Below are 26,738 nucleotides of genomic sequence, written 5' to 3' on the forward strand. Positions count from 1 at the left end.
TCGGGCACGAGAAAAGCACGGGCGGACACCCCCGGACAGCCCGGAACGAACCCTGACACGAGGACTTCATGTACGCCACATCCCCGCAACACGGCCGCAGTGGAGCCCGGACACGACCGTGCCCCGGCCGGAGGACTCCGGCCGGGGCACGCTCATACGGCTACCGCAGGTGTCAGCTCAGCGAGCCGAGCGCCGCGTTCCAGGTGGCGGACGGGCGCATGACCGCGTCGGCCTTGGCCTTCTCCGGCTGGTAGTAGCCGCCGATGTCGGCCGGGGAGCCCTGCACGGCGTTCAGCTCGTCGACGATGCGCTGCTCGTCGGCCGCGAGGGACTCGGCGAACGGGGCGAACGCCTTCGCCAGGTCGGCGTCGTCGGTCTGCTTGGCCAGCTCCTGCGCCCAGTACAGGGACAGGAAGAAGTGGCTGCCGCGGTTGTCGATGCCGCCGACGCGACGGGTCGGGGACTTGTCCTCGTTGAGGAAGGTCGCCGTGGCGCGGTCCAGGGTGTCGGCGAGGACCTTGGCGCGGGTGTTGCCGGTGGTCTCCGCGTACTGCTCGAAGGCGGGGACCAGGGCGAAGAACTCGCCGAGGGAGTCCCAGCGCAGGTAGTTCTCCTTGACGAGCTGCTGGACGTGCTTCGGGGCCGAGCCGCCCGCGCCGGTCTCGAACAGGCCGCCGCCCGCCATCAGCGGGACGACCGACAGCATCTTGGCGCTGGTGCCCAGCTCCAGGATCGGGAACAGGTCGGTCAGGTAGTCACGCAGCACGTTGCCGGTCACCGAGATGGTGTTCTCGCCGCGGCGGATGCGCTCCACCGACAGCTTGGCGGCCTCGACCGGCGGCAGGACGCGGATGTCCAGGCCCTCGGTGTCGTGCTCGGTCAGGTACTGGTTGACCTTGGCGATCAGGTTGGCGTCGTGCGCGCGAGTCTCGTCCAGCCAGAACACGGCCGGGTCGCCGGTGGCGCGGGCGCGGGTGACGGCCAGCTTGACCCAGTCGCGGATCGGGTCGTCCTTGGTCTGGCAGGCGCGGAAGATGTCGCCCTCGGCGACCGGCTGCTCGATGAGCACGTTGCCGTCGGCGTCGACCACGCGGACGGTGCCCGCGGTGGCGACCTCGAAGGTCTTGTCGTGCGAGCCGTACTCCTCGGCCTTCTGCGCCATCAGGCCGACGTTCGGGACGGTGCCCATGGTCGACGGGTCGTAGGCGCCGTTGGCGCGGCAGTCGTCGATGACCGCCTGGTACACACCGGCGTAGGAGGAGTCCGGGATCACCGCGAGGGTGTCGTGCTCCTCGCCGTCCGGGCCCCACATGTGGCCGGAGGTGCGGATCATCGCGGGCATGGAGGCGTCCACGATGACGTCCGAGGGGACGTGCAGGTTGGAGATGCCCTTGTCGGAGTCGACCATGGCGAGCGCGGGGCCGTCGGCCAGCTCGGCGTCGAAGGACGCCTTGATCTCCGCGCCCTCCGGCAGGCTCTCCAGGCCCTTGTAGATGCCGCCGAGGCCGTCGTTGGGGGACAGGCCGGCCGACTTCAGGGTCTGGCCGTACTTGGCGAACGTCTTCGGGAAGAAGGCGCGCACCACGTGGCCGAAGACGATCGGGTCGGAGACCTTCATCATCGTGGCCTTGAGGTGCACGGAGAACAGGACGCCCTCCTCCTTCGCGCGGGCGACCTGCGCGGCGAGGAACTGCTCCAGCTCGGCGACGTGCATGACGGAGGCGTCGACGACCTCGTCCTTGCGGACCGGTACCGACTCGCGCAGCACGGTGGTGGTGCCGTCCTCGGCGACCAGCTCGATACGGAGGGTGCTGTCGGCCGGGACGACCACGGACTTCTCGGTGGAGCGGAAGTCGTTCTCACCCATGGTGGCCACGTTGGTCTTGGACTCGGAGGTCCAGGCGCCCATGCGGTGCGGGTGGGTCTTGGCGTAGTTCTTCACCGAGGCGGGGGCGCGGCGGTCGGAGTTGCCCTCACGCAGGACCGGGTTCACGGCGGAACCCTTGATCTTGTCGTAGCGGGCGCGGACCTCGCGCTCCTCGTCGGTCTTCGGGTCCTCGGGGTAGTCCGGCAGCGCGTAGCCCTTGGCCTGCAGCTCGGCGACGGCGGCCTTGAGCTGCGGGATCGAGGCCGAGATGTTCGGCAGCTTTACGATGTTCGCGGCCGGGGTCTTGGCGAGGTCGCCCAGCTCGGCGAGCGCGTCCGGGATGCGCTGGTCCTCGGCGAGGTACTCCGGGAAGACGGCGATGATGCGCCCGGCCAGCGAGATGTCGCGGGTCTCCACGGGGACCCCGGCCTGCGCGGCGTACGCCTGGATCACCGGCAGGAACGAATGGGTCGCCAGGGCCGGCGCTTCGTCCGTGTAGGTGTAGATGATGGTCGAGTCAGTCACCGGGTGCTCCGCTCCACGTCTGCAACATTGCTCGACATCAAGATATCTCGTGACCGGGTCCGGTTCGACAGGGGTCCGGGGCTGACCGCTCAGCGAGCCCCGCCGGTCATCTCCCGCTCGATCCAGCGGCAGATCACGTCCACGACGTACACATGCTCGGCGCGGGTCAGGTCCCGGCCCTTGGGAATGCCGTGACAGCGCAGCAGACAGGTGCGGCAGCAGGTGCCGGTGGCGTGCTGGGCGACGAAGACAGGATGGCCCCGGTACGGCGTCTGCTTTCCGTCCTTGTACGGCCGCGCCGGGGCGAGCCGCCCCGCGATCAGGTCGTACGCGTGCCAGCGGATGGTGGCCGGGCCCTTCAGCTCGGCGGTGACCCGGTCCCGCCCGCGCAGATGGAACTTCGCCCGGAACGGCTGCCGGGTGATCGAGTCCAGCCGGGCGTCCAGCGCGGCGGGGGAGGGCGGGGTGAAGGGCTCGGGTGTCGGCTCGGGATCGCGGGGAGAAGTCATACCATTTCGAGCTTAGCCCGGCTGTAGGAGCCCCCGGCCGCTCGTGCCACGATGGGCCGGTGAGTGACGAACCCCGGAACCTGCTCGTGGACAAGACGCCCCTGCCCGACGGCATCGAGGAACGGCTGCGGGCCCAGCTCACCTTCCTGGTGGAGGTGGACCAGCTCAAGACCGTACTGCGCCAGTCGCCGCTCGCCGCGGCGGACCGCCGGGAGAACGACGCCGAGCACTCCTGGCATCTGGCCATGATGGTCGCGGTCCTCGCCGAGCACTCCGACGAACCCGTCGACGTGGGTCACACCATCGAGCTGGTGCTGCTGCACGACCTGGTGGAGATCTACGCCGGGGACACCCCGCTGTACGACAGCGCGGGCGGCACCGGTCAGCAGGAACGGGAATCGGTCGCGGCCGACGACCTCTTCGCGCTCCTCCCGGACGACCAGGCCCGGCGGATGCGGGCGCTGTGGGACGAGTTCGAGGAACGCGCCACCCCCGAGGCCCGGTTCGCCAAGGCGATGGACCGGCTCCAGCCACTCCTGCTCAACTGGATGGCTCGTGGCGGAACTTGGCGCACCCCCGGCGTCACCGCCGACGACATCCGGGCCCGCAAGGCGGTGATCGGGGACGCCTCCGCGTCGCTGTGGACGGCCGGCCGGCACCTCATCGACGAGGGCGAGCGGCGCGGCTGGTCGCGGAGCACGCCGGACCAGGACTGAGAGAAGTGGCGGCGCCCCCCCGGCCGGGAGGGCGCCGCCACCGTGCTCACTGCTCGGACGGTGTCGTCACGTCGTCGGCGGTGCGCTGGTGCGGTATCAGTACCGAGCCCTGCTGGAGCGCGACCGTGCGGGTCGGGGCCGGGATGCGGATGCCCTCCTCGCGGTAGCGGCGGTGCAGGCGCTTGATGAACTCGTGCTTGATCCGGAACTGGTCGCTGAACTCGCCGACGCCCAGGATGATCGTGAACCCGATCCGCGAGTCGCCGAAGGTGTGGAAGCGGATGGCCGCCTCGTGCTCCGGGACGGCGCCGGTGATCTCGGTCATCACCTCGTCGACGACCTCCGCCGTCACCTTCTCCACGTGCTCCAGGTCCGAGTCGTAGCTCACCCCCGCCTGCACCAGCACCGTCAACTCCTGCTCGGGGCGGGTGAAGTTGGTCATGTTGGTCTTGGCGAGCTCGCCGTTGGGGATGACCACCAGGTTGTTGGAGAGCTGACGCACGGTCGTCTGACGCCAGTTGATGTCGACGACGTACCCCTCCTCGCCGCTGCTCAGCCGGATGTAGTCACCGGGCTGCACGGTCTTGGAGGCGAGGATGTGGATGCCCGCGAACAGGTTGGCCAGCGTGTCCTGGAGCGCCAGCGCGACCGCCAGACCGCCGACGCCGAGGGCGGTGAGCAGCGGGGCGATCGAGATGCCCAGCGTCTGGAGCACCACCAGGAAGCCGATGGCCAGCACCAGGACGCGGGTGATGTTGACGAAGATGGTCGCCGAGCCCGCGACGCCCGAGCGGGACTGGGTGACGCTCTGCACCAGGCCCGCGATCACCCGCGCCGCCGACAGGGTCACCACGAAGATCAGCCAGACCTGGAGCGTCTGGTTGACGTGCTTCTGGACGGTGCCGGTCAGCGGCAGCACGGCCGCGCCCGCCGCGGCACCGCCCGCTATCGCGGCCCACGGCACGACGGAGCGCAGCGCGTCCACGATGACGTCGTCACCGCTCCAGCGGGTCCGCTTGGCGTGCTTGGCCAGCCAGCGCAGCACCGTGCGGGACAGGAAGGCCAGCACCAGACCGGCGGCCAGCGCGATACCGGCGAGGACCAGGTCGTCCAGGGTCACGCCACGGTTCATCGGTCACCCCCGCCGGGACGTCCCGCGACGCCCGAGGACGCCGATGCCGACCGGATGTGATGTTGCGTCACGTTGTCACCTGTTCGCTGTCCGGGATGGGCGAACGTGCTCACTGTACGAAGGTTCGATGAAGGGCACGTGTGGTCATCCTGCCGCATGCGGGAGGCAGTTCACGCCGGTGCCGGGTGCCTCCGAAGAGCCGCGCGGACACTCGACGCGGAGATTCGCATTTCTGGACTTATCGTCCTTTACACTTTCGCTCGTCACTCAGCGTGAGGATAAATATGAGAAGCGTGACTCAAACGTTGCGAAGCCCGCGGCGTCCCTTCGTGCTCGGCGCCGTGCTCACCATCGCGCTCGTCGTGCAGTCCGCCGTCATCGTCGAGCAGCACCTGCAGATCCAGGGTCTGCAGACGCAGTCGGTCGACTTCGAGAAGGACATGGAGCCGGGTCCGCCCGGTCCTTCCGGTCCGCCCGGTCCCACCGGCCCCGCCGGTCCCATCGGTCCGGCCGGGAAGGACGGGACGGACGGCGCGGACGGCGCGGCCGGTCCGCCCGGGAAGGACGGCAAGGACGGCAAGGACGGCAAGGACGCCGTCGCCCCGCCGGCGAGCTAGGGCCGCGCTCGCGGCTACCCCGTGAACCGGCGTCCTTCGTGTCGCACCGTCACACAGTGTGAGGATCAATGAGAAGCATCAAAGAGGTGTTGGGCGGTTCGCGGCGCCGCATGGCGGCCGGTGCGGCGCTGACCGTCGTACTGGTCGCGCAGGCGGTGCTGCTCGTCGCCCACCAACAGCAGCTCGACGAAATGCAGATGCAGCGCGTCAGTCTCGAGGACGGCGGCGTCGGCAAGCATCAGGGTCCGCCCGGCCCGCCCGGCCCCTCGGGCCCGTCCGGCGATGCCGGCCCGATCGGGCCCAGGGGCGTCACGGGGGAGCACGGCGACGACGGTGACGACGGCGATCGTGGCCCCTGGGGACGCCGGGGTCACAACGGCAGGGACGGCAGGGTCATCATCTACAAGTGACGGCCGACCGGTGACAGGCGTGTTCTCCTCGGGAGTTCACGCCTGTTCTCCTTGTGAGGTCACGTTTCTTCTCCCCGTGTCTCCCCGTGAGTTCACGCCTCGCCGAAGATGCCGTGCCGCCCCGCACCCCCGGCGAACCGCGCCGCCCCCTCCGACGCCTCGGGCAACACGGCCATCCCGTAACGGAGTTCACCCCGCATCGCCGCTTCCTCCGGCAGTCCCTCCTGGTCGAGTGCGGAGGCCCGGTCGGACCGAAGACAGTCCTGCGGGAAGCGGGCGATCGCCGCCGCCAGCTCCTCCGCCTCGGCGCGGGCGCGGCCCGTCGGGACGACGCGGTCCGCGAGACCGATCGCGTGCGCCTCGGCGGCCGGTACCGGACGGCCGGTGAGGATCAGGTCCATGGCCCGGCCGGTGCCGATGAGCCGGGGCAGCCGCACCGTGCCGCCGTCGATCAGCGGTACGCCCCAGCGGCGGCAGAACACGCCGAACACCGCGTCCTCCTCCGCCACCCGCAGATCGCACCACAGGGCCAGCTCCAGACCGCCCGCCACGGCATGCCCCGCCACCGCCGCGATCACCGGCTTGGACAGCCGCATCCGGGTCGGCCCCATCGGGCCGTCGCCGTCCGGCGCGACCCGGTTGCCGCGCTCGGTGCCGATCGCCTTCAGGTCGGCGCCCGCGCAGAACGTGCCGCCCTCGCCCCACAGCACCGCCACCCGGGCGTGGTCGTCCGCCTCGAACGCCCGGAACGCGGCCGCCAGTTCGGCCGCCATCGGGCCGTCGACCGCGTTGCGCGCCGCCGGGCGCGACAGGACGACCGTCGTCACATGGCCTTGTGTCTCCACCCGAACCGGCACCGGGGACCCCTCCTCGCCGAGCTGCTGAAGGGGCCACTGTGCCCCACCGGGACGCCCGACGGTTGACCTCAAGCAAACTTGAGGTCCTACGTTGGACCCATGAGCATGGAAACCACCGCCTGGACGCAGCTGCACAGCGTGATGACCGCGCAGCAGCAGCGCAGGCCCCTCGCCCGCGCCACGCTGCGCCGTATCGCCGCCTTCGCCCGACCGCACCGCGCGGGCATCACCCGGTTCGTCCTGCTCGGTATCGTCACCGCCCTGCTCGCGGTCGCCACGCCGGTGCTCGCCGGACGCGTCGTCGACGCCATCGTGGCGGGCCACGACTCCGGCCGGGTGGTCAGACTCTCGCTGCTCATCGCGGCGGTCGCGCTGGCGGAGGCCGGGCTCGGCATCTTCGTTCGGCGGCTGTCGGCGACGCTGGGGGAGGGGCTCATCCTCGACCTGCGCACCGCCGTCTTCGACCACGTCCAGCGGATGCCCGTCGCCTTCTTCACCCGCACCCGCACCGGCGCCCTGGTCAGCCGCCTCAACAACGACGTCATCGGCGCCCAGCGGGCCTTCGCCTCCACCCTGTCCGGCGTGGTCACCAACGTGGTCACCCTGCTGCTCACCCTCGCCGTGATGCTCACCCTGTCCTGGCAGATCACCCTGCTCGCCCTGGTGCTGCTGCCGGTGTTCGTGCTGCCCGCCCGCCGGATGGGCCGCCGGATGGCCCGGATGCAGCGGGAGGCGGCCGAGCTGAACGCGGCCATGGGCACCCGGATGACGGAACGCTTCTCCGCGCCCGGCGCCACCCTCGTCAAGCTGTTCGGCCGCCCCGAGGAGGAGTCGGCCCAGTTCGCCGCCCGCGCCCGGCACGTCCGGGACATCGGGGTGCGCACCGCCACCGCGCAGTCCGTGTTCATCACCGCCCTCACCCTGGTCTCGGCCCTGGCGCTCGCCCTCGTCTACGGCCTCGGCGGCTGGTTCGCGCTGCGCGGCACCCTGGAGGCGGGCGCCGTCGTCTCCCTCGCCCTGCTGCTCACCCGGCTCTACGCCCCGCTGACCTCGCTCGCCGGAGCGCGGGTGGAGGTGATGAGTGCCCTGGTCAGCTTCGAGCGGGTCTTCGAGGTGCTGGACCTGGAGCCGCTCATCGCCGAGAAACCCGGCGCGGTCGCGGTGCCGGACGGCCCGGTCGCCATCGAGTTCGACGACGTGCGCTTCGCCTACCCGGCCGCCGACAAGGTCTCCCTGGCCTCCCTGGAGGAGGTCGCCGCACTCGACGTACGCGGTGGCGCCGAGGTCCTGCACGGCGTCTCCTTCCGCGCCGCCCCCGGCGAGACCGTCGCCCTGGTCGGCTCCTCCGGCGCGGGCAAGTCCACCATCGCCCAGCTGCTGCCCCGGCTGTACGACACCGACAGCGGCGCCGTGCGGGTCGGCGGGACCGACGTACGCGACCTGAGCGCGACCTCGCTGCGGGCCACCGTCGGCATGGTCACCCAGGACGGCCACCTCTTCCACGACACCGTACGCGCCAACCTGCTCCTCGCCCGCCCCGACGCCGATGACGACGCCCTGTGGGACGCGCTCGGCCGGGCCCGGCTGGACGGGGTCGTACGATCCCTGCCGGACGGGCTCGACACCGTCGTCGGCGAGCGCGGCTACCGGCTCTCCGGCGGTGAACGCCAGCGCATGACCATCGCCCGGCTGCTGCTGGCCCGGCAGCGCGTCGTCATCCTCGACGAGGCCACCGCCCACCTCGACAACACCTCCGAGGCGGCCGTGCAGGAGGCCCTCGCCGAGGCGCTCCAGGACCGCACCGCCGTCGTCATCGCCCACCGGCTCTCCACCGTCCGCGCCGCCGACCAGATCCTCGTCGTCGAGGCCGGGCGGATCGTGGAACGCGGCACCCACGACCAGCTCCTCGCGGCCGGAGGCCGGTACGCCGAGCTGTACCGCACCCAGTTCGCCGGAAAGGACGACGAGACGGCGACGGTGGCCTGAGCCTCACCGGCCTCGCGGTGGACCGACCGCGCCGCCGTGCTGGACGCCACCCGCGACAGGGCCCACGATTCCTCCCACGGGCACGGGAGAGAGGGGTCGTCGGGGATGAGCGGGACAGGGCGGACGCGGGGAACCGAGGCACAAGGCGGCCACGGCGAGGGCCTGTTGCGGGTCCTCGCCGTGGACGACGAGGAACCCGCGCTCTCGGAGCTGCTGTACCTGCTCGACCAGGACCCCCGGGTCGGCAGCGTGCTGCCCGCGCTGGAGGCCACCGAGGCACTGCGCACCCTCGGCCGGGCGGTCGACGGGGGTACGGAGGCCGTCGACGTCGTCTTCCTCGACATCAACATGCCGGGCCTGAGCGGCCTCGAACTGGCCCGCCTGCTCGGCGGGTTCACCGCACCGCCGCTCATCGTCTTCGTCACCGCCCACGAGGACTTCGCCGTCCGCGCCTTCGACCTCAAGGCCGTCGACTACCTCCTCAAACCGCTCCGCAAGGAGCGGTTCGCCGAGGCCGTGCGCCGGGTGGCCGAACTGACCCACGCCGGTCAGGGCCCCCGCGCCCACCCGGCCGCACCGCCCACCGCCGGTCAGGTCCCGGTGGAACTGGGCGGGGTGACCCGGTTCGTGCCCGTCGCCGACATCGACTACGCCGAGGCACACGGCGACTACGCCCGGCTGCACACCCGGCGCGGCAGCCACCTGGTGCGCGTACCGCTGTCCACGCTGGAGGAGCAGTGGCGCACGCACGGGTTCGTGCGCATCCACCGCAGCCATCTCGTCGCGCTCACCCGGATCGAGGAACTCCGGCTGGACGGCGGCAACTTGACGGTCCGGGTCGGCGGCCGCGTGCTCCCCGTCAGCCGCCGCAACGCCCGTGAACTGCGCGACCTGCTGGCCCGCCGTGCCACCGGCACCGCGGCCCGCGTCCGCTGAGCGGCCGGGGTCCGGCGGCCCACTGTGGCGACCCTGTGCCGAACCCCGTCCGGGCCCTGTCTCACCACCGGAGCGCTGCGTACACTCGCCGCAACAAGGTGATCACCGGTGTCTCGGGGGGTGCGTCATGGGTGCGGAACCCGCACCGCGCCGGGAGGTGGTCACCGGAGCCCCCGGCACCGCCCGCCCCACCCGGACCGGCATTGCGCACACGCGAAAATCGGGCCACGACGACGCTGCCGTAAGACAGTTGATGCGCCGTCAGCTGCGGATCGGCCTCGGCGCCTGCTCCCTGCTCGCCCTTCCCCTCGGCCTGCTCCCCGTGGTGTTCCGGCTGCTGCCGCCCGGTGACACGAGCCAGGGCGCCGCCTGGCTGCTGCTGGGCCTCGCGCCCTACCCCGTCCTGCTCGCCACCGGCGCCTGGTACATCCGCCGCGCCGAGCGCAACGAGGGTGACGTGACCGGGCGTTGAACCAGACCTACGGAATGGCGGGGGTGTCCGCCGTGGTGCTCGCCACGGCACTCGTCGGCGCGCTCGGCCTGCGCGTCTCCCGGACCACCTCCGACTTCTACGTGGCCTCCCGCACCGTGGCCCCCCGCCTCAACGCCTTCGCGGTGAGCGGCGAGTACCTCTCCGCCGCCTCCTTCCTCGGCATCGCCGGACTGCTGCTCGCCCAGGGCGTCGACATGCTCTGGTTCCCCATCGGCTACACCGCGGGCTTCCTCGTCCTGCTCACCTTCGTCGCCGCCCCGCTGCGCCGCTCCGGCGCCTACACGCTGCCCGACTTCGCCGAAGCCCGGCTGGAGTCGCGGGCGGTGCGCCGGATCGCCGGGATGCTCGTGGTCGGCGTCGGCTGGCTGTACCTGCTGCCTCAACTCCGGGGCGCCGGGCTCACCCTGCGGCTGATCACCGGCGCGCCCGGCTGGCTCGGGGGACTGGTCGTCGCCGTCGTGGTGACCGCCGCCGTCGCCGCCGGGGGCATGCGCAGCATCACCTTCGTCCAGGCGTTCCAGTACTGGCTGAAACTCACCGCCCTGCTGGTGCCCGTGGTGTTCCTGCTCGCCGCCTGGCACGCCGACCGCGCCCCGATGCCCGCCTGGGACGAGCGGCCCGTCTTCCACCGGTCCACCGAGGTCCGCGTCGATCGGCCGGTGAACGTCACCGTGCGCGAACCCGTACGCGTCACCGTCTCCGGCAGCGTCGACGGACACCCCCTGCGCGGGGCCGCCCTCACCCTCACCGAAGGCCGCCACCACATCGGCGCCCACACCGAACTCCGGTTTCCCCCCGGCGCCCAAGTGCCGCTGCCGGACCGGGCGACGGGCTCCGCCTCACTCGCCCCGAGCCGCGGCGAACACGGCCTGTACGCCACCTACGGACTGATCCTCGCCACCTTCCTCGGCACCATGGGCCTGCCCCACGTGGTCGTCCGCTTCTACACCAACCCCGACGGCCGGGCCGCCCGCCGCACCACCGTCATCGTGCTCGGCCTGCTCGGCGCGTTCTACCTGCTGACCCCGCTGTACGGCTCGCTGGCCCGGCTGTACGCGCCCGACCTGCTGCTCACCGGCGACACCGACGCCGCCGTCCTCATGCTGCCGCAGCGGCTGATCGGCGGGGTCGGCGGCGACCTGCTCGGCGCGCTGGTCGCGGGCGGCGCCTGCGCGGCCTTCCTGTCCACCGCGTCCGGGCTCACCATGTCCGTCGCCGGGGTGCTCGCGCAGGACGTGCTCCCGGCGCTGGGACTCCGGCACTTCCGGCTCGCCGTCGTCCCCGCCATCGCCGTGCCCACCGCCGCCGGGACGGTGGTCGGCGGGCTGCCGGTGGCCGACGCGGTCGGGCTGGCGTTCGCCGTGTCCGCGTCCTCCTTCTGCCCGCTGCTGATCCTCGGCATCTGGTGGCGCGGCCTGACCCCGCCCGGTGCCGTCGCCGGGCTGGTCCTCGGCGGCGGTTCGGCGCTCACCGCGGTCACCGCGACCATCGTGGGCGGCGCCCGCGAGGGCTGGACCCACACCCTGCTGGCCTGGCCCGCCGTGTGGTCGGTACCGGTCGGCTTCGCCGCGATGGTGCTGGTCTCGCTGGCCACCCGGCGCCGGATACCGCCCGGCACGGCGGCCACCATGGCGCGGCTGCATCTGCCGGAGGGGCGGGCGTGAGGTGGCGGACGTGAGCGTGCTCGGGGTGTTGCTGCTGGCCGTCGCGGGGCTCGCGCTGTTCGTGCTGGGGGCCGCGCTCGGGCATGTCGCGCTCCGCCGTCAGCAGGCGAACCCGGCGGGCCCCGGCACCCCCGTCGAGCAGGCCACCTTCCACACCCTGCACACCGCCTCGCTCGCCGCGCCCCCGCTGCGGGCCGGGCTCAACCCGGACACCGCGCGCAAGGCGGCCCGGCGGCTGCGGCCGCTGCTCGGCACCGGCGCGCTGGCCCTCACCGACGAGGAGTCCGTCCTCGCCTGGGACGGCGCGGGGGACCACCACCGCGCCGAGATCACCGAGCGGCTGTCCGCCGTGGTGCGCGGGGGCCGTACGCAGAGCGTGGAGCTGGACTGCGCGCACGCCGACTGCGCCGTACGGCAGGGGGTGCTCGCCCCGCTGACCGTGGACGGCCGGGTCACCGGCGTGCTCGCCGCCTTCGGCGACGGCGAGTCCGGGGTGCTGCTGCGGGCCGCCGAGGAGGTTGCCCGCTGGGTCTCCGTCCAGCTCGAACTGGTCGACCTGGACCGGGCCCGCTCCAGCGTGATCGAGGCCGAGATCCGCGCCCTGCGCGCCCAGATCTCCCCCCACTTCATCTACAACTCCCTGGCGAGCATCGCCTCGTTCGTCCGCACCGACCCCGAGCGGGCCCGTGAACTCCTGCTGGAGTTCGCCGACTTCACCCGCTACTCGTTCCGCAGAGGCGGCGACTTCACCACGCTCGCCGAGGAGTTGCGCTCCATCGAGCAGTACCTCGAACTCGCCCGCGCCCGCTTCGGCCGCCGCCTCGCGGTCACCCTGCGGATCGCGCCCGAGGTGCTGCCGGTGACCCTGCCGTTCCTGTGTCTGCAACCGCTCGTGGAGAACGCGCTCAAACACGGTCTGGAGGAGTCCGCGGAGCGCGGCCGCATCACGATCATCGCGGAGGACGAGGGCACCGAGGCCCGCGTCGTGATCGAGGACGACGGCGTCGGCATGGAACCGGACCGGCTCCGCGCCCTGCTGCGCGGCACCGCCGGACCCGACACCGGCATCGGCCTGAGCAACGTCGACCGCAGACTGCGCCAGGTGTACGGAGACCCGTACGGTCTGGTCATCGAGACCGGCGTGGGTGCCGGCACGAAGATCACCGTACGGGTCCCGAAGTTCCGCCCCGGCTCGCGCCAGGGGTGAGGGTTCAGGTCCAGCGGCCGTTGGGCTGCTTGCGCTCCTGTTGCTGACGCTGGTTGTGGGGCTGGTCCTTGGCCTGTCGGGCCGCTGCCTCGGGGATCTGGGTGTGGTAGTAGAGCTGCTTGCCCTGCCCCCGCGCGCCCAGGCCGTGATGCCCCTTCACCGGAGAGTTCTTACGCATGACTCGACTCCTTGCTCGCATCAGGTCTGCGTGTCCAGGGAGATGCGTCCTGGGAGATGTTGTTCGGGGAGATGTTGTTCGGGGAGATCGGGTCACCGGCGTACGACGGCGCCCGTTTCGTTACGGTTCATGGTATGTCCGCTCCGCCATTCGGGCGACCGGGCCGGGCCCCGTTTCGAGGTGCGGGCGCGGGGGCGCGGTGCGACGCTGACTTGGTGCATACCTCTGAGCTGACTCCTGAGATCCGTGCCGCTCTGAGCGAGCCGAGGCCGTACCCCGCCATCACCCTGGTGATGCCGACCGACCCGGACTTCCCCTTCAGCGAGAAGGACCGCATCCTGCTGCGCGACCTCGTCACCGAGGCCAAGCGCCGCCTCGCGGACGACCCGGAGGTCTCGCGGGAGACCCGGCTGGAGCTGCGGAACCACATGCTGGACACCTCGGTGATCGAGCAGGTGGCCGACCCCTTCCACCCCGACGACGCCATGGTGGTCTACGTGGCGGCCGACGAGCCGGTCCAGGTCTGGCAGATGACCTCCCTGGCGCCGGTGCGCCCGCGCGTGGAGTTCGCCGACCAGTTCCTGACGCGGTATCTGGAGGCCGCCGAGCAGCGGTCCCGGCCGTTCCTCGTGCTCGTCCTGGACCAGGAGATGTGCCGTCTCTACCACGGCTCGGTGAAGCGCCTGGACGAGGTCGAGCACCACGGCTTCCCGTGCGCGCCGGAGATCCCGTCCCCGGAGGACGCGCTGCCCGGCGCGATCCCGCACTCCGCGCCGTACGAGGGACACAAGGCGCGGGTCGAGCAGTATCTCCGCATGGTCGACAAGCGGCTCGGTGACGCGGTCGAGGAGCACGACGGGGACCTGCCGCTGTTCGTCATCGGCGGCGACAAGATCCTCGCGGCGTTCAAGGCCGTCACCACGCACGGCGACATGGTCGCGGGCACCCTCCCGCTGACCGGGATGGACAAGGACCGGGCGAAAGACCTGATGAAGCGGCTGGAGCCGGTCCTCGCCGAGTTCCGCGAGAAGCAGGTCGCGGAGGCCGTCGACGAGCTGGGCGAGGCGCGCGGGCTCGGCAAGTACGCGGGCGGGCCGCTGGAGGTCTGGACCGCCGTCGCGGACAAGCGGGTGGCACGGCTGATCGTGGAGGAGGGGCTGGACCTCGCGGGCCGGATCACCGAGGACGGCCGGGTGCTGGAACTGGTCGAGGTGCCCGAGCCGGTCACCCTGCCCGACCCCAGGCCGGACGTCGAACCGCCGCCGCACACCCTCGGCGTGGCCACCGACATCATCGAGCAGCTCGTGGACCGGGCCATCGACGCCGACTCCCAGATCCTGTTCGTCCCCGACGGCACCCTCGCCGAGGCCGGGGGAGTGGCGGCGCTGCTCAGGTACTGACGTCGCCGGGCTCCGCGCGGGTGTCGAGCACGGTCTTCCGGAACGACGCCACCACGGGCCGCAGATCGACCGCGTGCCAGGCCGCCCACAGCCGAACGAACATGTCCAGCCACGGCAGTTCGCGCACCGTGACCCCCGCCACCGGACCGCGCAGCATGCTGCGCTGGATCAGCGCCACCCCGAGCCCGGAGGCGACGAGACCGAGCGCGGTCAGCGGCTCGGACGCCTCCAGCCGGATGTCGGGCGTGAACCCGGCGGCCGCGCAGGCGGCGATGAACTCGTCCCGCCAGGCTGGGCGTCGGCTGTTCTCCACCGCGATCCACGGCTGCTCCGCCAGGTCGGCCGGGTCCACCCCGGCCGACTCGGCGAGCGGGTGCCCGGTCGGCACGGCCAGCAGCAGCGGGTCGTCGGTCAGCAGCGCGGCCCGCAGGTCCGGGTCGTCCTCGGCGGGCGGCTCCGGGACCAGGGCGATGTCCAGGCTCCGCTGGCGCAGGCCCTCGAACTGCTCGGCGGCGGGGAAGTTGTAGAGGGCGACGTGGATGCCCGGCCGTTCGTCGTGCAGTTCCCGCAGCGCCCGCGGCAGCACCCCGGTGTGCATGGCGTCGACCGTGTACCCGATGCACAGCCCGCCCTCCTCGCCCCGGCCGAGCCGACGGCCCAGGTTCTCCAGCCGGTCGGCGTGCCGCAGCAGCGCCTTGGCCTCGGAGAGGAACACCCGCCCGTCCGCGGTGAGCCGGATACGCTGCTGGCCGCGCTCGAACAGGGTCAGCCCGATGTTCTTCTCCAGCGCCGCGATCTGGCGGCTGAGCGGCGACTGCGAGATGTGCAGGCGGTCGGCCGCGCGGCCCACGTGTTCCTCCTCGGCGACGACCACGAAATAGCGGAGCTGGCGCAGATCCAGCATATGAGACCTCCAGGGACTCAAGTATGTCCAAGCAAGTCTTGGACAGTCTCAAGCTTCGATCCTAGCCTCGACAGGGCAAGCGACGCGGACCAGCGCAAGGCCCGCGAAACCCCCGCAAAGGCAAGGATCACGCTCACATGGGTATCAAGTCCCTCCTCCCCGGCCCCCTGGGCTTCGGCACCGCCCCGCTCGGCAACATGTTCCGGGCCATCCCCGAGGAAGAGGCCGCCGCGACCGTCGCCGCCGCCTGGGACCAGGGCATCCGCTACTTCGACACCGCGCCCTTCTACGGCGCCGGTCTGTCCGAACTGCGCCTCGGCGAGGCCCTCGCGGGCCGCCCGCGCGACGACTACGTGCTCAGCACCAAGGTCGGCCGCGTCATCCACGACGACATCGAGGACCCGGCCGCCCGCGAGCTGGGCGAGAAGGGGGGCCTCTTCGAGCACGGCCGCCCCAACCGGATGACCGACGACTACACCGCCGACGCCACCCTGCGCTCCGTCGAGGACAGCCTGAAGCGGCTGGGCACCGACCGGCTGGACATCGTCTGGGTCCACGACATCGCCCAGGACTTCCACGGTGACCAGTGGCTCGCCCGCTACGAGACCGCCCGCACCGGCGCCTTCCGCGTCCTGCAGAAGCTGCGCGACGAAGGCGTCATCAAGGCCTGGGGCCTCGGCGTCAACAAGGTCGAGCCGATCGAGCTGACCCTCGACCTCGACGAGCCCCGCCCCGACGCCTTCCTCCTCGCGGGCCGCTACACCCTGCTCGACCACGACCGCGCCCTCCAGCGGCTGCTCCCGGCCGCCGCCGAACAGGGCGTCGACATGGTCGTCGGCGGCCCCTACAGCTCCGGAGTGCTCGCGGGCGGGCGGCACTTCGAGTACCAGGAGGCCCCGCGGGCCATCCTCGACAAGGTCGACCGGATCAAGGCCCTGGCCGAACGGCACGGCGTCTCCATCAAGGCGGCGGCCCTCCAGTTCGCCCTGGCCCACCCCGCCACCGCCGCCGTCGTCCCCGGCGCGACCCGGCCCAGCCGCATCGCCGAGGACGTGGCCGCGCTGCACGAGACCGTCCCGGCCGCGTTCTGGGCCGACCTGCGCGCGGAGCACCTGATCTCCGCCTTCGCCCCCGTCCCCACCGTCTGACCCCGGCTCCGGAGCATCACCATGGCAAGCACCAGCACCCACATCGACGTCCCCCACACCCCCGAGCACGTCTGGCGGCTCATCGGCGGCTTCGGCTCGCTGCCCGACTGGCTGCCCTACATCCCCGGCAGCACCCTCTCCGAGGGCGGCCGCGTCCGCACCCTCACCAACGCCGGGGGCGAGGTCATCGTCGAACGCCTGACCGCCTTCGACGAGGAGGCGCGCAGCTACACGTACGCCATCCTGAAGGCCCCCTTCCCGGTCACCGGCTACCTCTCCACCCTGACCGTGCGCGAGCTGCCCGACCCCGGCGCCGCCCGCGTCGAGTGGTCCGGCACGTTCACCCCGGCCGGCGCCACCGAGGAGGAGGCGGTCGCCCTGTTCCACGGCATCTACACCGAGGGCCTGGCGGCACTGGAACGGACGCTGCGCGAAGCGGCGTGACCCCGGACGGGACCGGAGCGGGCTCACCGCGTTCGCTCACCTGCCCGACTCGCGTGGGGCGGAAGGGCCGTTGGCGGCTCACGGGCACCCGGCTGCCTCTACGATTGGCCCCGTTGCCCGTCGCGCGCGACGCGACCGGGGCACAGCCACGCCCGCAGTGGCTGAACGCGGAGGGAGCAGAGTGTCGAATCCCCGGCTGGACGACCACTTCGTGGCCGTCGGCCCCGGCCGAGCCGTCCGGCTCCGTCCCGTGCCCGGAAGCGGCCAGGACCGTCCGCCGCACGATCACGGCCACCCCGTGCTCACCGAGGTGCTGCGCGAGCTGCGGGACCGGGAGAAGCACACCGTGGGACGGCCGATCGCCTACTACGAGGACAGTCCCTGAGGTGAACCACGGTCCGGACGGGGGAGCGGCGGACACGGCGGACGTGCATGCGTCGGCCCCATGGCCGCACCGGCTGCTGGACGTGCCCGCCCTCCGCGCGGCAGGCACCGAACCGGTCCCGTTCCACCAGTTCGTCCTGAAGCTCAACAGCCGCTGCAACCTCCTCTGTCACTACTGCTACGTCTACAACGCCGCCGACGACTCCTGGCGCGGCAGACCCGCCAGGGTCGCCCAGCCGGTGCTGGAACGCAGCGCCGCCCGGATCGGGGAGCACGTACGCACCCACGGCCTGCGCGAGATCCGGGTCGAACTGCACGGGGGAGAACCGCTTCTGGGCGGCCCCCGTACCGCGCTCGCGCAGGTCGACGCGGTGCGCGCCGCCGTACGGGCCGCGGCGGGCCCGGAGTGCGCGGTGCGGGTCAGCGTCCAGACCAACGGCACCCTGCTCACCGCCGACGCGGTGGACCAGCTCGCGGCGGCCGAGGTCCGGGTCGGCGTCAGCCTCGACGGCGGCCGCCCCGAGCACAACAAGCGCCGCGTCGACCACGCCGGACGCCCCGCCTGGGACGCCGCCACCCGCGGCCTCGCCCACCTCGCCCGCCGCCCCGAGGCGTACGCGGGCATCCTGTGCACCATCGACCTCGACCTGGACCCCGAGGACGTCTACGACTCCCTGATGGAGTTCCGTCCCCCCGCCCTCGACCTCCTCCTGCCGCACGCCAACTGGGCGCACCCACCTCCCGGCAAGGGCCCGGCGACCGTCACCGACGCGCCCTACGGCGAATGGCTGGCCCGTGTCTTCGACCGCTGGTTCGACGAGGATCACCGGCCCAGCCGCATTCGGATCTTCACCGAAATCATCGGTCTGCTCCTCGGATTCCCCAGCCGCGCCGAAGCCGTGGGACTCTCCCCGGTCGCCGCCGTCCTGGTGGAGACGGACGGTGCCGTCGAACAGGTGGATTCCCTGAAATCGGCATATGCCAACGCGCCCTCGACCGGGATGAACGTCTTCGACAACAGCTTCGACGACGTGCTGGAACACCCCGGCATCGCGGCCCGGCAACTGGGCGCCCTCGCCCTGTCCCGCGACTGTCTGACCTGCCCGGTCGTGCGCGTATGCGGAGGCGGGCACTACGCCCACCGCTATCAGACGGGCACCGGATTCCGTAACAGGTCGATTTACTGCACAGATCTCGCTCTGCTCATCAGGCATATCGCACGAAGAATCGAACCGGTTCTGCGATCCGGGCCGCTCCTGACCGATTGAACGCATTGTCATTGCACCGCAGTTGAAGCCGCGTCAGAATCCTTGCGTGAGCATGGACGGGGGAGTGGGCACGGCCGAGGACGTCTGGCGGGCCCAGAGCACATGGTCCCAGGCGGCCAACCGGCACAAGGCGGCGATCGGCCGGGCACGCGCGGCGACCCTGGGCGCCGTCGTCTGCGCGGCCGTCTTCGGAGCCGCCGCCTCGCAATTGATGCCGCACAGCCCGGTGACCGGCCGGGTGTGCGCCTTCCTGGCCCTGCTGGCCGCGGGCGCGGCCCCGCTCGCCGCCCGGGGAGCCGCGCCCGACCGGGTCCGGGACTGGACCCGGATGCGCTCGGTGTCCGAGGAACTCAAGAGCGAGCTGTACGTCCGTCTCGCCCGGGTCGCCCAGTACCGGCAGCCGGACGCCCGCGACCGGGTGCTGCGCGAGCGCACCGACGCCGTGCTCGCCGAGGCCGCCGACCTGGAAGCAGCCCTCGCGGGCCTGCGCCCGGCCGAGCGCCCGCTGCCGCCGGTGCAGGACATCACCGACTATGTCGAGGTGCGGCTGCGGCCCCAACTGGAGGACTACTACCGGCCGAAGACGGTCGAGATGGGCGAGCGGGCCCGGCTGGTCGAGCGCTGGGGGCAGGCGCTCGCCGCGGTCTCCGTGGTGCTCGGCGCGATCGCCGGAGCGTTCGCGGTGGAGGAGGCGGCCGCCTGGATACCCGTCGTCGCCGCCGTCTCGGCCGCCGTGGTCTCCCACGGGGCGACGGCGCGCTATGTGGCCCAGCAGGTGGAGTTCGGCCGGACCGCCGGTGAGCTGGAGCGGCTGCTGCGCTGGTGGCGGGGGTGCGACCCGGTCACCGACGCGGACGCCGACCGGCTGGCCGAGCGGGCCGAACACGTCGTCTCCGTACAGAACGAGGGCTGGATGGCCAAGTGGATCGCGGACTGAAGGCGGGGCGAGGGTGGTCAGGGTGTTCATCAGTCACAGCACCAGCGCGGATGAACGGACCGGACGCCTGCTGGACGCGCTCGCCGAGGGCCTGGACGAGAAGAAGCACGAGGTCCTGCTCGACAAGCGCATCAAGCTGCCGGGCCGCCCCTGGGAGCTGAAGCTCGCCCGGTTCCTCGGCGAGTGCGACGCGGCCCTGGTCCTCGTCAACAAGGCGGCCCTGGGCTCCCCCTGGGTGCGGCGCGAGACCAACATCCTGCACTGGCGCAAGACCCTCTACCCCGGCATGGTGCTGGTCACCGTCCTGGTGGACGGCGTCGGCGCGGGCGAGCTGCGCAAGTCCGACCTGCGCTATCTGGCCACCGACGACGTGGAGCGGATGGGCCCGGACACCGCCGTGGAGGTCGCCCGGCTCGCCGGACTCTTTCCCCGGCTGCGGCAGGCGGGCGAGGACGGGGTCGGGCTCTGGCTGGAGAACATCGGCATCGTGCTCCGCGAGATCAAGGACCAGTCCGTCTTCGCCCGGATGGCCCGCGAACTCGACATCCCCGCCGAGGAACACACCGCCCTGATACCCGGCTTCGCCCCGCTGCTGCTGGCCTCGCAGATGCTCGACACCCATGAGGTGGACCACCTCCTGAAGGCGATCCTCGTCGCCCGCATGGGCGGTCTGGAGCGGGAACGGGTGGAGGACCTGGCCCGGATGATCCTGCCGGTCTGGGTCGACCGCGACGACGCCCGGCGCATCGTCAGCGACACCGACGGCACCGTGCGTCGCGTCGTCGTCCTGACCGTGGACACCCCGCTGATCGGTCACCACTACCTGGCCAGGGCGTTCTGCGTGGACACCCGCAGCTACTACATCGCCGAGGCCGACGGGCGCCCGCCCGGTGACGACGACCCCGAGGACCACCTCCTCGACCAGTGCGAGCGGGCCGTGAAGTACGCCATCGGCCTGGACGCCGACGACGAACTCGACGGCGCCGAGGAACCCCGCGGCTTCGGCCGGCTCTTCCTGCTGCTGGACGCCACGCGCTGCGAACTGGCCGTGGTCCACCGGGTGCTGGAGCGGCTGCACGGCCAAGTGTCCTGGCTCAGCGTCCTCGTCATCCCCGGCCGGGACGTCGACGTCCGGGAGAGCTGGCCGGGAAACCCCGACGAAGTGCTGGTTCTCGACCCGCGGTTCGAGGCCGGTCATGAGACTCTGGTCACGGCCGTCGACCGGCGGGTGCAGGATTGCGTACGTCCCAGCGGCAGGAGGGCGTGGTGACCCAGGAACAGACCGGCACACGTGAGCGGTCCGGCGACCGGGGCGGCACCGACTGGCTCGACACCCCCGACCGGGGCGACGGACGCGTCTATGTCATCGCCCCGGAACTCGACTTCGCGGTCCGGGTCGCCCTCGCCACCGGCCGCCCGCTGCTGCTGCGCGGCAGGCCCGGCTCCGGGAAATCCTCCCTCGCGCCGTACATCGCACGCGAATTGGGCTGGCGGTACTACGAGCACGTGGTGACCTACCGCACCCAGCCGCGCGAACTGCTGTGGAGCTTCGACAGCGTCCGCAGGCTCGGTGACGCCCAGGTCGCCGCCCGCCGGGGCGACGCCCCCGACGACGCGGCCTACGTCCAGCCGGGCGTGCTGTGGTGGGCGCTCGCGCCCGAGTCCGCCCGCAGGCGCGGCAGGCCCGACGGCGTGGAGATCACCGACCCGTGCCCGGACCCCTTCGACAAGGTCAACTCCGGTCGCAGCCAGGACCACGCGGTGGTCCTGATCGACGAGATCGACAAGGCCGACCCGGACGTGCCCAACAGCCTTCTCGTACCGCTCGGTTCGCACCGCTTCCGGGTGGCGGAGATCGGCCGGGACATCGAGACCGAGCAGCCCGTGCTCCCGGCGGACGCCCAGAGCACCGCCCGCGCCCGGCACCTCGTGGTGCTCACCACCAACGAGGAACGCGAGCTGCCCCAGGCCCTGTTGCGCCGCTGTGTGGTCCACATGCTGCCGGAGCACGACCAGCGCATGCTGGTGAGGATCGCCAAGGAGCACATGGAGGACGGTCCGGGCGAGGTGACCGAGGCCGACGTGGAACTCGCCGAGGCCGTCGCCGAGAAGCTGATGGAGGTCCGCGACCAGGCCGGCAAACAGGACGTACGCCGTCCCAGCACCGCCGAGTACATGGACGCCCTGCGCGCCTGCCGGGCCCTCGGCATCCGCCCCGGCGACGACGAATGGCGGCTGCTGACCCGCAACGTGCTGATCAAACCGCAGCAGATGACGGGCGACCCGGCGTGACCGGCGAGGTCCGGCCCGGTGACGGGCGACTGACCGGCGAGGTCTGGCTCGGTGACGTCGCGCGGGCCGCCCGGGCCCTCGGCACCCGCTCCCCGGAGGACTACGCGCGCATCGCCGCCCTGCTCGGTATGGGTGGCACCCCCGCCGGACCACCGGGCCCCGGCGAGGCGGACCTCACCCCCGACGAACCCGCCCGACAGGCACCGGCCCGCCCCGAGGACCCCGCGCGGCCTCCCGCCGAGAACCCCGACCCCGGCGTGTTCGGCCGCCGCGACGAGCCCGCCGAACACGCCACCGTCACCGTGCTGGTCCCCGGCGACGAACCCCACCGCCCCCACCACAGCTGGGGCACCCCCTCGCTGCCCCGCCCGCGCGGCCGGGGCGAGGCCGCACCGAAGCCCCCGCACCTGCCGCTGCTCGCCCCCCGCTCCACCGCCGCCCTGCTCACCTCGGTGCTGTCCCGGATCGCACCCGAGGGCGAACTCGACGTCGACCGCGCCACCGAGGAACTCGCCCACGCCCGCCCGCTCACCGCCATCCCCCGGCTGCCGCTGGCCACGCTCCGCCACGGGGTGCAGATCCTCGCCGACACCTCCCGCGCCATGGAACCCTTCGCCCGCGACGTGGAGGACGTGATCGGTCATGTCCGCGCGCTCGCCGGAGTCGCCGGAACCCAGGTGCTGCGCTTCGCCGACGTCCCCACGCGCGGGGCGGGCGAGCGCGCGCGGGCCACCTGGCGGCGCCCCTATCTGCCGCCCCGGCCCGGCGCCCGGGTACTGATCCTCTCCGACCTCGGCGCGGGCGGCCCCGCCCTCAACCCGTGGCGGGCCACCGAACAGGAGTGGCGGGCCACCGTCGGCGCCATCCGCCGCCGCGGCTGCGCACCCGTCGCCCTCGTACCGCTGCCCGAGCGCCACTGGCCCCGCTGGGCCCGCACCCTGCTGCCGCTGGTGGTCTGGGACCGGGGCACCACCGTCGGCAAGGCACTCGGGGCCCGGCATTGAACGCGGAGCAGCGGCCGGGCCGGACCCTCGCGGTGCTGCTCAGCGTCGCCGCCCGGATCGAACCGGAGCTGATGCGGGCGGTCCGGCTGCGCGCGGCCCCCGGACTGGACGTCGCCGCCGAGGTGGACCTGTGGTTCGGCGACCTCGTCACCCACCGGGGCTTCGGATACGTCGAGCTGAACCCGGCCCTGCTGGAGGAGCTGCGCGCCGAGCTCACCGACCGGCTCGCCGAGGCCCGCGAGAACGACCCCGTCCACCGGCTCTGGCCCACCTTCCAGGAGTTACGCGCCGGTGCCTCCCCGGCCATGGTCGCCCAGGAGACGGCGACCTGGCAGGCGGTGAGCGGGCGGCCCGACGCCGACGTACGCATCGAGGAGGCGCTGCGGCCCGCGCTGCGCGCGCTGGTCGAGGAGGAGCGCGAGGCCATCGCCCGCTGGTTCACCGAGGTGTGGGAGACCCTGCCCGACCGTGTTCAACGCTCCACCACGGCATGGCAGTTGCTCACCCTCTCCGCCGTCCGTCTGACCCTCGACCCGCCGGAACCGCCGCCGCCGCTGCGGCTCGCCCTCGCCGATGTGGCGGTCATCGCGGAGGGACTGCCGACGACCCGGCTGCACCTCGGTTGGGACGGCCCCCGGCTGATGCTGAGCGACTCGCCCCTCGATCCCGGCCAGTTCGCCGTCACCGTCCCCGACACCGATCCGCGGGTGGTGGAACTCGTCACCGCCAGCTCCACCCGGACCATCCTCATCGGCCGGGACACGGCCGTGGAGGAGTGGGTCGGCCCCGACGGGGGACTGCTGCACACCGCCGACGGAGCCACGTACACCCTGCCCACCCCGCTCGTCCGGCAGCCCGGCCCGCCGGAGGCAGCCCCCGAGGAGCAGGCCTCCCAGCGCCCCGGCGCCGGGCACATCAGCATCTGCTACGCGGGCGAAAGCCGCCCCTGGGCGCTGTGGACCGCGCACCAGCTGGACCGGGCGGGCTGCACCACCACCCTGCTGCACTGGGACACCGCCACCCGCACGCCCACCGAATCGCTGAGCGCCCTGCTCGCCGCGCCCGGCCGCGTCCTGCTGCTCATCAACGAACGCGCCCTCCGGCCCGACCTGCGCGACGAGTCCGCCTGGTCCGAGGCATGCAGGCTGATCGTCCAGCCGCACCGCGACCGCTTCGCCGCCATCGCCCTGTCCTACGAGCCGCTGCCCGAGGCCATGGACATCCTGCGCCCCGTCGACGTCGCCGGACTAGACGAGGCCGAGGCCCGCCACAAGATCCTCGGGCGGCTCGGCATCGAGCCCGGCGACGACCCCCGGAACCCGGACGGCCCGCGCTTCCCCAACGACCCGCAGCAGGCCCGCGAGGCCCCCCGGCGCAACGGCTACTTCACCGGCCGCAAGGACGACCTGGAGGAGCTGTCCGAACTCCTCGGCCCGGCGGGCGCCCGCGTCGTCCTGCACGGCATCTCGGGCGTCGGCAAGAGCCACCTGGCCACCGAGTACGCCCACCGCTACGGCGACGGCTACGACGTGGTGTGGTGGATCACCGCGGGCCGCCGCGGCACCGCCCGTGAGGAACTCGCCGCGCTCGCCGCCCATCTGGATCTGCCGGTCGCCCGGGACGTGGGCGAACGCATCCGCGCCGTCCACGCCGAGCTGCGCCATCGCGGCGGGCCCCGCCGCCGCTGGCTGCTGATCTTCGACGGCGCCGACGACATGGGCGAGATACGCGACCTGCTCCCCGAGGGCCCCGGCGACGTGCTGATCACCAGCATCAGCCGGGACTGGGCCGCCATGCTGGGCTTCCAGGAGTACACGGTGCGCCCCTTCACCCGGAAGGAGAGCACCGCGTTCATCCGCCGCCGGGTCCCGAGGGCCACCGAGGAGCAGGCCGTGCGCCTGGCCGAGGCCGCGGAGGACCTGCCGCTGGTGCTGGCCCAGACCACCGCCTGGCTGATCGCCGACCCCGCCGAGTCCGTGGACGCCTACCTGGACGACCTGGACCGCCAGTCCCCGGAGGAACTGGCGGTACGCACCGAGGACGACTACCCCACGGGCTTCGTACGCTCCTGGGGCCTGCTGCTGAACTCGCTGCGCGAACACGACCCCGAGGCCGCCGAACTCATCGAGCTGATGGTGCTGTTCTCCCCGGACGCCATCCCGGTGCGCCTCATCGAGACCGCCCCCGCCTCGGTGTTCTCCGGCCGCCTCGCCCGGGTCCTCGCCGACTCCGCCCGCTGGCAGAACGCCCTGGCCAGCCTCGCCGACCTCACCGCCATCCACCTCACCTACAGCCAGGACCCGTCCCTGGAGTACGGCGTGGAGTCGGCGCGGATGCACCGGCTCTACCACCGCTACGTACGCGGCGGCCTCAGCCGCGGCCGCTGGGCGGAGCTGTCCCGGACCGCCAACGCCGTCCTGGCCGCCGCCAACCCCGGCCGCCCGGCCGACCGGCGCGGCTGGCACACCTACACGGCCCTCGTCCCGCACCTCGACTTCGCCGACACCCTGGACCGCGACGAGCCGGGCGTGCGCCGACTGGTGCTGGACTGCGTCGACGCGCTCAGGCTGCGCGGCGAGTACGACACCGGACTGCGGCTGTGCCAGCAGGCGGTGGCCCGCTGGCGGCCCCGGTACCCGGACAGCGACGCCGACATGCTGATCCTGGTCCACCAGCACGCCAACCTGCTGCGCCGGGTGGGCCGTTACCGCGACGCCGAGGCGGTCGGCCGGGCCGCGGTGGCCGAGCTGTCCGGCAGCCGCGCCCCCGACGACCCCGAACTGCTGCGCACCAAGGACGGGTTGGGCGGCACCCTGATGGCCCTCGGCCAGTTCCAGCGCTCCCGCGACCTGTTCGAGGAGGTCTGGCGGGGCCACGCCGAGCGCTCGGGCCCCCAGGAACCGCGCGCGCTGCGGGCCCGCAGCAACATGGCCCTCACCCTCGGCCTGCTCGGGCAGTACGAGGAATCCCTGCGCATCCACCGGGAGTTGTTCGAACTACGGGCCCACGACCTCGGCGCCGACCACTACGAGACGCTCTACTCCGGACTGTGCCTGGCCTGGATGACCCGGCTGCTCGGCCGCTACCGCAAGGCCCTCACCGTGCAGGAGAACAACGCCCGGCTGCACAGCCGGGTCCTCGGCCCGCGCCACCCGCAGACCCTGCGCGCCGAGCACAACCTCGCCCAGTGCCTGCGCCGCGACGGCCGCCTCGACGAGGCCACCACCCTGTTCACCAGCGTCCTGGCCCGCTCGCACCAGGTGCAGGGCGAACTCCACCCCGACACCCTGATGATGGCCTCCGACCAGGCCACCCTGCTCCGGATGAGCGACCCGCGCGGCGCCCACGACCTGGCAGGCGCCCTGTACGACCGCTATCTGCGCCTGCTGGGCCCCGACCACCCCTACACCGCGGGCTCCCTCGCCAACCTCTCCCTCGCCCAGTGGGCCGACGGCGACGAACGCGGCGAGTCCGAGGTCTCCGCGCACAACGCCTGGCAGCTGATGTCCCGTGCCGTCGGCGACGACCACCCCTGGACCATGGGCTGCCGTCTCAACCTGGCCGCCCGGCTCGCCCAGACCGACCAGACGCCGCTCAGCCTCGCCCACGACAGCGAGCTGCACCGGGCGGCCGCCCGGCACCTCGGCGTCGACCACCCCCTCACCCTCGCCGCCGCCACCGCCCGCGCCTGCGACCTGCTCACCCTCGGCCGACCCGAGGACGTGGAGGAACTGCGGCGCGACACGGTGACCCGGCTCCGCGAGACCCTCGGCCCCCAGCACCCCCACACCCGTTCGGCGGAGGCACTCAAACGACCCCACTGGGACTTCGAACCCCAGCCCATCTGACCCGTCAGCAAG

24 protein-coding genes are annotated in these 26,738 nt (G+C 72.5%); 18 read left to right on the forward strand and 6 right to left on the reverse strand.

Annotated elements, in window-relative coordinates:
- Nucleotides 1-172: 172 nt before the first annotated feature.
- On the reverse strand, nt 173-2,392 hold the full coding sequence (locus ACIPPM_RS04510; protein ID WP_401442848.1) for an NADP-dependent isocitrate dehydrogenase: 2,220 nt from the start codon (nt 2,390-2,392) through the stop codon (nt 173-175).
- 89 nt (nt 2,393-2,481) lie between these two features.
- Entirely contained in the window at nt 2,482-2,901 is a 420-nt protein-coding gene (locus tag ACIPPM_RS04515; RefSeq protein WP_401442851.1) for a DUF4186 domain-containing protein, read from the reverse strand.
- Between the two features lie 59 nt (nt 2,902-2,960).
- On the opposite strand from ACIPPM_RS04515, the gene ACIPPM_RS04520 reads away from it, so the two are divergent.
- Nucleotides 2,961-3,617 carry an HD family hydrolase gene (locus ACIPPM_RS04520; protein ID WP_401442853.1) on the forward strand — a complete coding sequence of 219 codons (657 nt, stop codon included), beginning with the start codon at nt 2,961-2,963 and terminating at the stop codon, nt 3,615-3,617.
- 46 nt (nt 3,618-3,663) lie between these two features.
- On the opposite strand, the gene ACIPPM_RS04525 is transcribed toward ACIPPM_RS04520, so the two are convergent.
- Nucleotides 3,664-4,749 (reverse strand): mechanosensitive ion channel family protein, encoded by a 1,086-nt coding sequence (locus ACIPPM_RS04525; protein WP_401442856.1) that lies wholly within the window; start codon nt 4,747-4,749, stop codon nt 3,664-3,666.
- A gap of 293 nt (nt 4,750-5,042) precedes the next feature.
- Between ACIPPM_RS04525 and ACIPPM_RS04530 the strand changes: the two genes are divergently transcribed.
- Both ACIPPM_RS04530 and ACIPPM_RS04535 read left to right on the forward strand, forming a co-directional pair.
- Nucleotides 5,043-5,366 (forward strand): hypothetical protein, encoded by a 324-nt coding sequence (locus ACIPPM_RS04530; RefSeq protein ID WP_401442858.1) that lies wholly within the window; start codon nt 5,043-5,045, stop codon nt 5,364-5,366.
- A gap of 68 nt (nt 5,367-5,434) precedes the next feature.
- The gene (locus ACIPPM_RS04535) at nt 5,435-5,776 is read left to right on the forward strand and encodes a hypothetical protein (RefSeq protein WP_401442860.1); all 342 of its coding nucleotides are present in this window, start codon (nt 5,435-5,437) and stop codon (nt 5,774-5,776) included.
- Nucleotides 5,777-5,868: 92 nt separating this feature from the next.
- Here ACIPPM_RS04535 and ACIPPM_RS04540 read toward each other — a convergent pair whose 3' ends face one another.
- Nucleotides 5,869-6,633 carry a crotonase/enoyl-CoA hydratase family protein gene (locus ACIPPM_RS04540; protein ID WP_401442862.1) on the reverse strand — a complete coding sequence of 255 codons (765 nt, stop codon included), beginning with the start codon at nt 6,631-6,633 and terminating at the stop codon, nt 5,869-5,871.
- Between the two features lie 105 nt (nt 6,634-6,738).
- Between ACIPPM_RS04540 and ACIPPM_RS04545 the strand changes: the two genes are divergently transcribed.
- From ACIPPM_RS04545 to ACIPPM_RS04565, 5 genes are all read left to right on the forward strand, one after another.
- On the forward strand, nt 6,739-8,619 hold the full coding sequence (locus tag ACIPPM_RS04545) for an ABC transporter ATP-binding protein (RefSeq protein ID WP_401444186.1): 1,881 nt from the start codon (nt 6,739-6,741) through the stop codon (nt 8,617-8,619).
- Between the two features lie 162 nt (nt 8,620-8,781).
- On the forward strand, nt 8,782-9,555 hold the full coding sequence (locus ACIPPM_RS04550) for a LytR/AlgR family response regulator transcription factor (protein WP_401444189.1): 774 nt from the start codon (nt 8,782-8,784) through the stop codon (nt 9,553-9,555).
- Between the two features lie 127 nt (nt 9,556-9,682).
- Complete coding sequence (locus ACIPPM_RS04555; RefSeq protein ID WP_401442864.1) at nt 9,683-10,027, forward strand: hypothetical protein; 345 nt, start codon at nt 9,683-9,685, stop codon at nt 10,025-10,027.
- Nucleotides 10,024-11,712: a cation acetate symporter gene (locus ACIPPM_RS04560; RefSeq protein ID WP_401442866.1), complete on the forward strand. Its 1,689-nt coding sequence runs from the start codon at nt 10,024-10,026 to the stop codon at nt 11,710-11,712. The genes ACIPPM_RS04555 and ACIPPM_RS04560 overlap by 4 nt, the downstream gene beginning before the upstream one ends.
- Before the next feature lie 10 nt (nt 11,713-11,722).
- Nucleotides 11,723-12,919 carry a sensor histidine kinase gene (locus tag ACIPPM_RS04565; RefSeq protein WP_401442868.1) on the forward strand — a complete coding sequence of 399 codons (1,197 nt, stop codon included), beginning with the start codon at nt 11,723-11,725 and terminating at the stop codon, nt 12,917-12,919.
- A 4-nt stretch (nt 12,920-12,923) separates the two neighbouring features.
- Here ACIPPM_RS04565 and ACIPPM_RS04570 read toward each other — a convergent pair whose 3' ends face one another.
- On the reverse strand, nt 12,924-13,097 hold the full coding sequence (locus ACIPPM_RS04570; RefSeq protein WP_217463662.1) for a hypothetical protein: 174 nt from the start codon (nt 13,095-13,097) through the stop codon (nt 12,924-12,926).
- A 215-nt stretch (nt 13,098-13,312) separates the two neighbouring features.
- On the opposite strand from ACIPPM_RS04570, the gene ACIPPM_RS04575 reads away from it, so the two are divergent.
- The gene (locus ACIPPM_RS04575; protein WP_401442871.1) at nt 13,313-14,497 is read left to right on the forward strand and encodes a hypothetical protein; all 1,185 of its coding nucleotides are present in this window, start codon (nt 13,313-13,315) and stop codon (nt 14,495-14,497) included.
- Here the strand turns inward: ACIPPM_RS04575 and ACIPPM_RS04580 are convergent.
- Nucleotides 14,487-15,401: a LysR substrate-binding domain-containing protein gene (locus ACIPPM_RS04580; RefSeq protein WP_401442873.1), complete on the reverse strand. Its 915-nt coding sequence runs from the start codon at nt 15,399-15,401 to the stop codon at nt 14,487-14,489. The two genes, ACIPPM_RS04575 and ACIPPM_RS04580, sit on opposite strands and share 11 nt — an antisense overlap.
- Before the next feature lie 137 nt (nt 15,402-15,538).
- Between ACIPPM_RS04580 and ACIPPM_RS04585 the strand changes: the two genes are divergently transcribed.
- From ACIPPM_RS04585 to fxsT, 9 genes are all read left to right on the forward strand, one after another.
- On the forward strand, nt 15,539-16,549 hold the full coding sequence (locus ACIPPM_RS04585; protein WP_401442875.1) for an aldo/keto reductase: 1,011 nt from the start codon (nt 15,539-15,541) through the stop codon (nt 16,547-16,549).
- 21 nt (nt 16,550-16,570) lie between these two features.
- The gene (locus ACIPPM_RS04590; protein ID WP_401442877.1) at nt 16,571-16,993 is read left to right on the forward strand and encodes an SRPBCC family protein; all 423 of its coding nucleotides are present in this window, start codon (nt 16,571-16,573) and stop codon (nt 16,991-16,993) included.
- Nucleotides 16,994-17,174: 181 nt separating this feature from the next.
- On the forward strand, nt 17,175-17,378 hold the full coding sequence (locus ACIPPM_RS04595; RefSeq protein ID WP_401442879.1) for a hypothetical protein: 204 nt from the start codon (nt 17,175-17,177) through the stop codon (nt 17,376-17,378).
- Nucleotide 17,379: 1 nt separating this feature from the next.
- Nucleotides 17,380-18,645, forward strand: a complete 1,266-nt coding sequence (locus ACIPPM_RS04600) for an FxsB family cyclophane-forming radical SAM/SPASM peptide maturase (RefSeq protein ID WP_401442882.1) — start codon at nt 17,380-17,382, stop codon at nt 18,643-18,645.
- A 52-nt stretch (nt 18,646-18,697) separates the two neighbouring features.
- On the forward strand, nt 18,698-19,582 hold the full coding sequence (locus ACIPPM_RS04605; RefSeq protein ID WP_401444192.1) for a DUF4231 domain-containing protein: 885 nt from the start codon (nt 18,698-18,700) through the stop codon (nt 19,580-19,582).
- A 22-nt stretch (nt 19,583-19,604) separates the two neighbouring features.
- The gene (locus ACIPPM_RS04610) at nt 19,605-20,852 is read left to right on the forward strand and encodes a toll/interleukin-1 receptor domain-containing protein (protein ID WP_401442885.1); all 1,248 of its coding nucleotides are present in this window, start codon (nt 19,605-19,607) and stop codon (nt 20,850-20,852) included.
- Nucleotides 20,849-21,874, forward strand: coding sequence for an AAA family ATPase (locus tag ACIPPM_RS04615; RefSeq protein ID WP_401442888.1), 1,026 nt, complete (start codon nt 20,849-20,851; stop codon nt 21,872-21,874). The genes ACIPPM_RS04610 and ACIPPM_RS04615 overlap by 4 nt, the downstream gene beginning before the upstream one ends.
- Nucleotides 21,871-22,878: a hypothetical protein gene (locus tag ACIPPM_RS04620; RefSeq protein WP_401442890.1), complete on the forward strand. Its 1,008-nt coding sequence runs from the start codon at nt 21,871-21,873 to the stop codon at nt 22,876-22,878. The genes ACIPPM_RS04615 and ACIPPM_RS04620 overlap by 4 nt, the downstream gene beginning before the upstream one ends.
- Nucleotides 22,875-26,726, forward strand: coding sequence for an FxSxx-COOH system tetratricopeptide repeat protein (gene fxsT / locus ACIPPM_RS04625; RefSeq protein ID WP_401442892.1), 3,852 nt, complete (start codon nt 22,875-22,877; stop codon nt 26,724-26,726). Before ACIPPM_RS04620 ends, fxsT begins: the two co-directional genes overlap by 4 nt.
- Nucleotides 26,727-26,738: the final 12 nt, after the last annotated feature.

It is taken from the genome of Streptomyces sp. NPDC090119, assembly GCF_044747085.1.
In the GTDB taxonomy this organism is placed as follows: Bacteria; Actinomycetota; Actinomycetes; order Streptomycetales; family Streptomycetaceae; genus Streptomyces.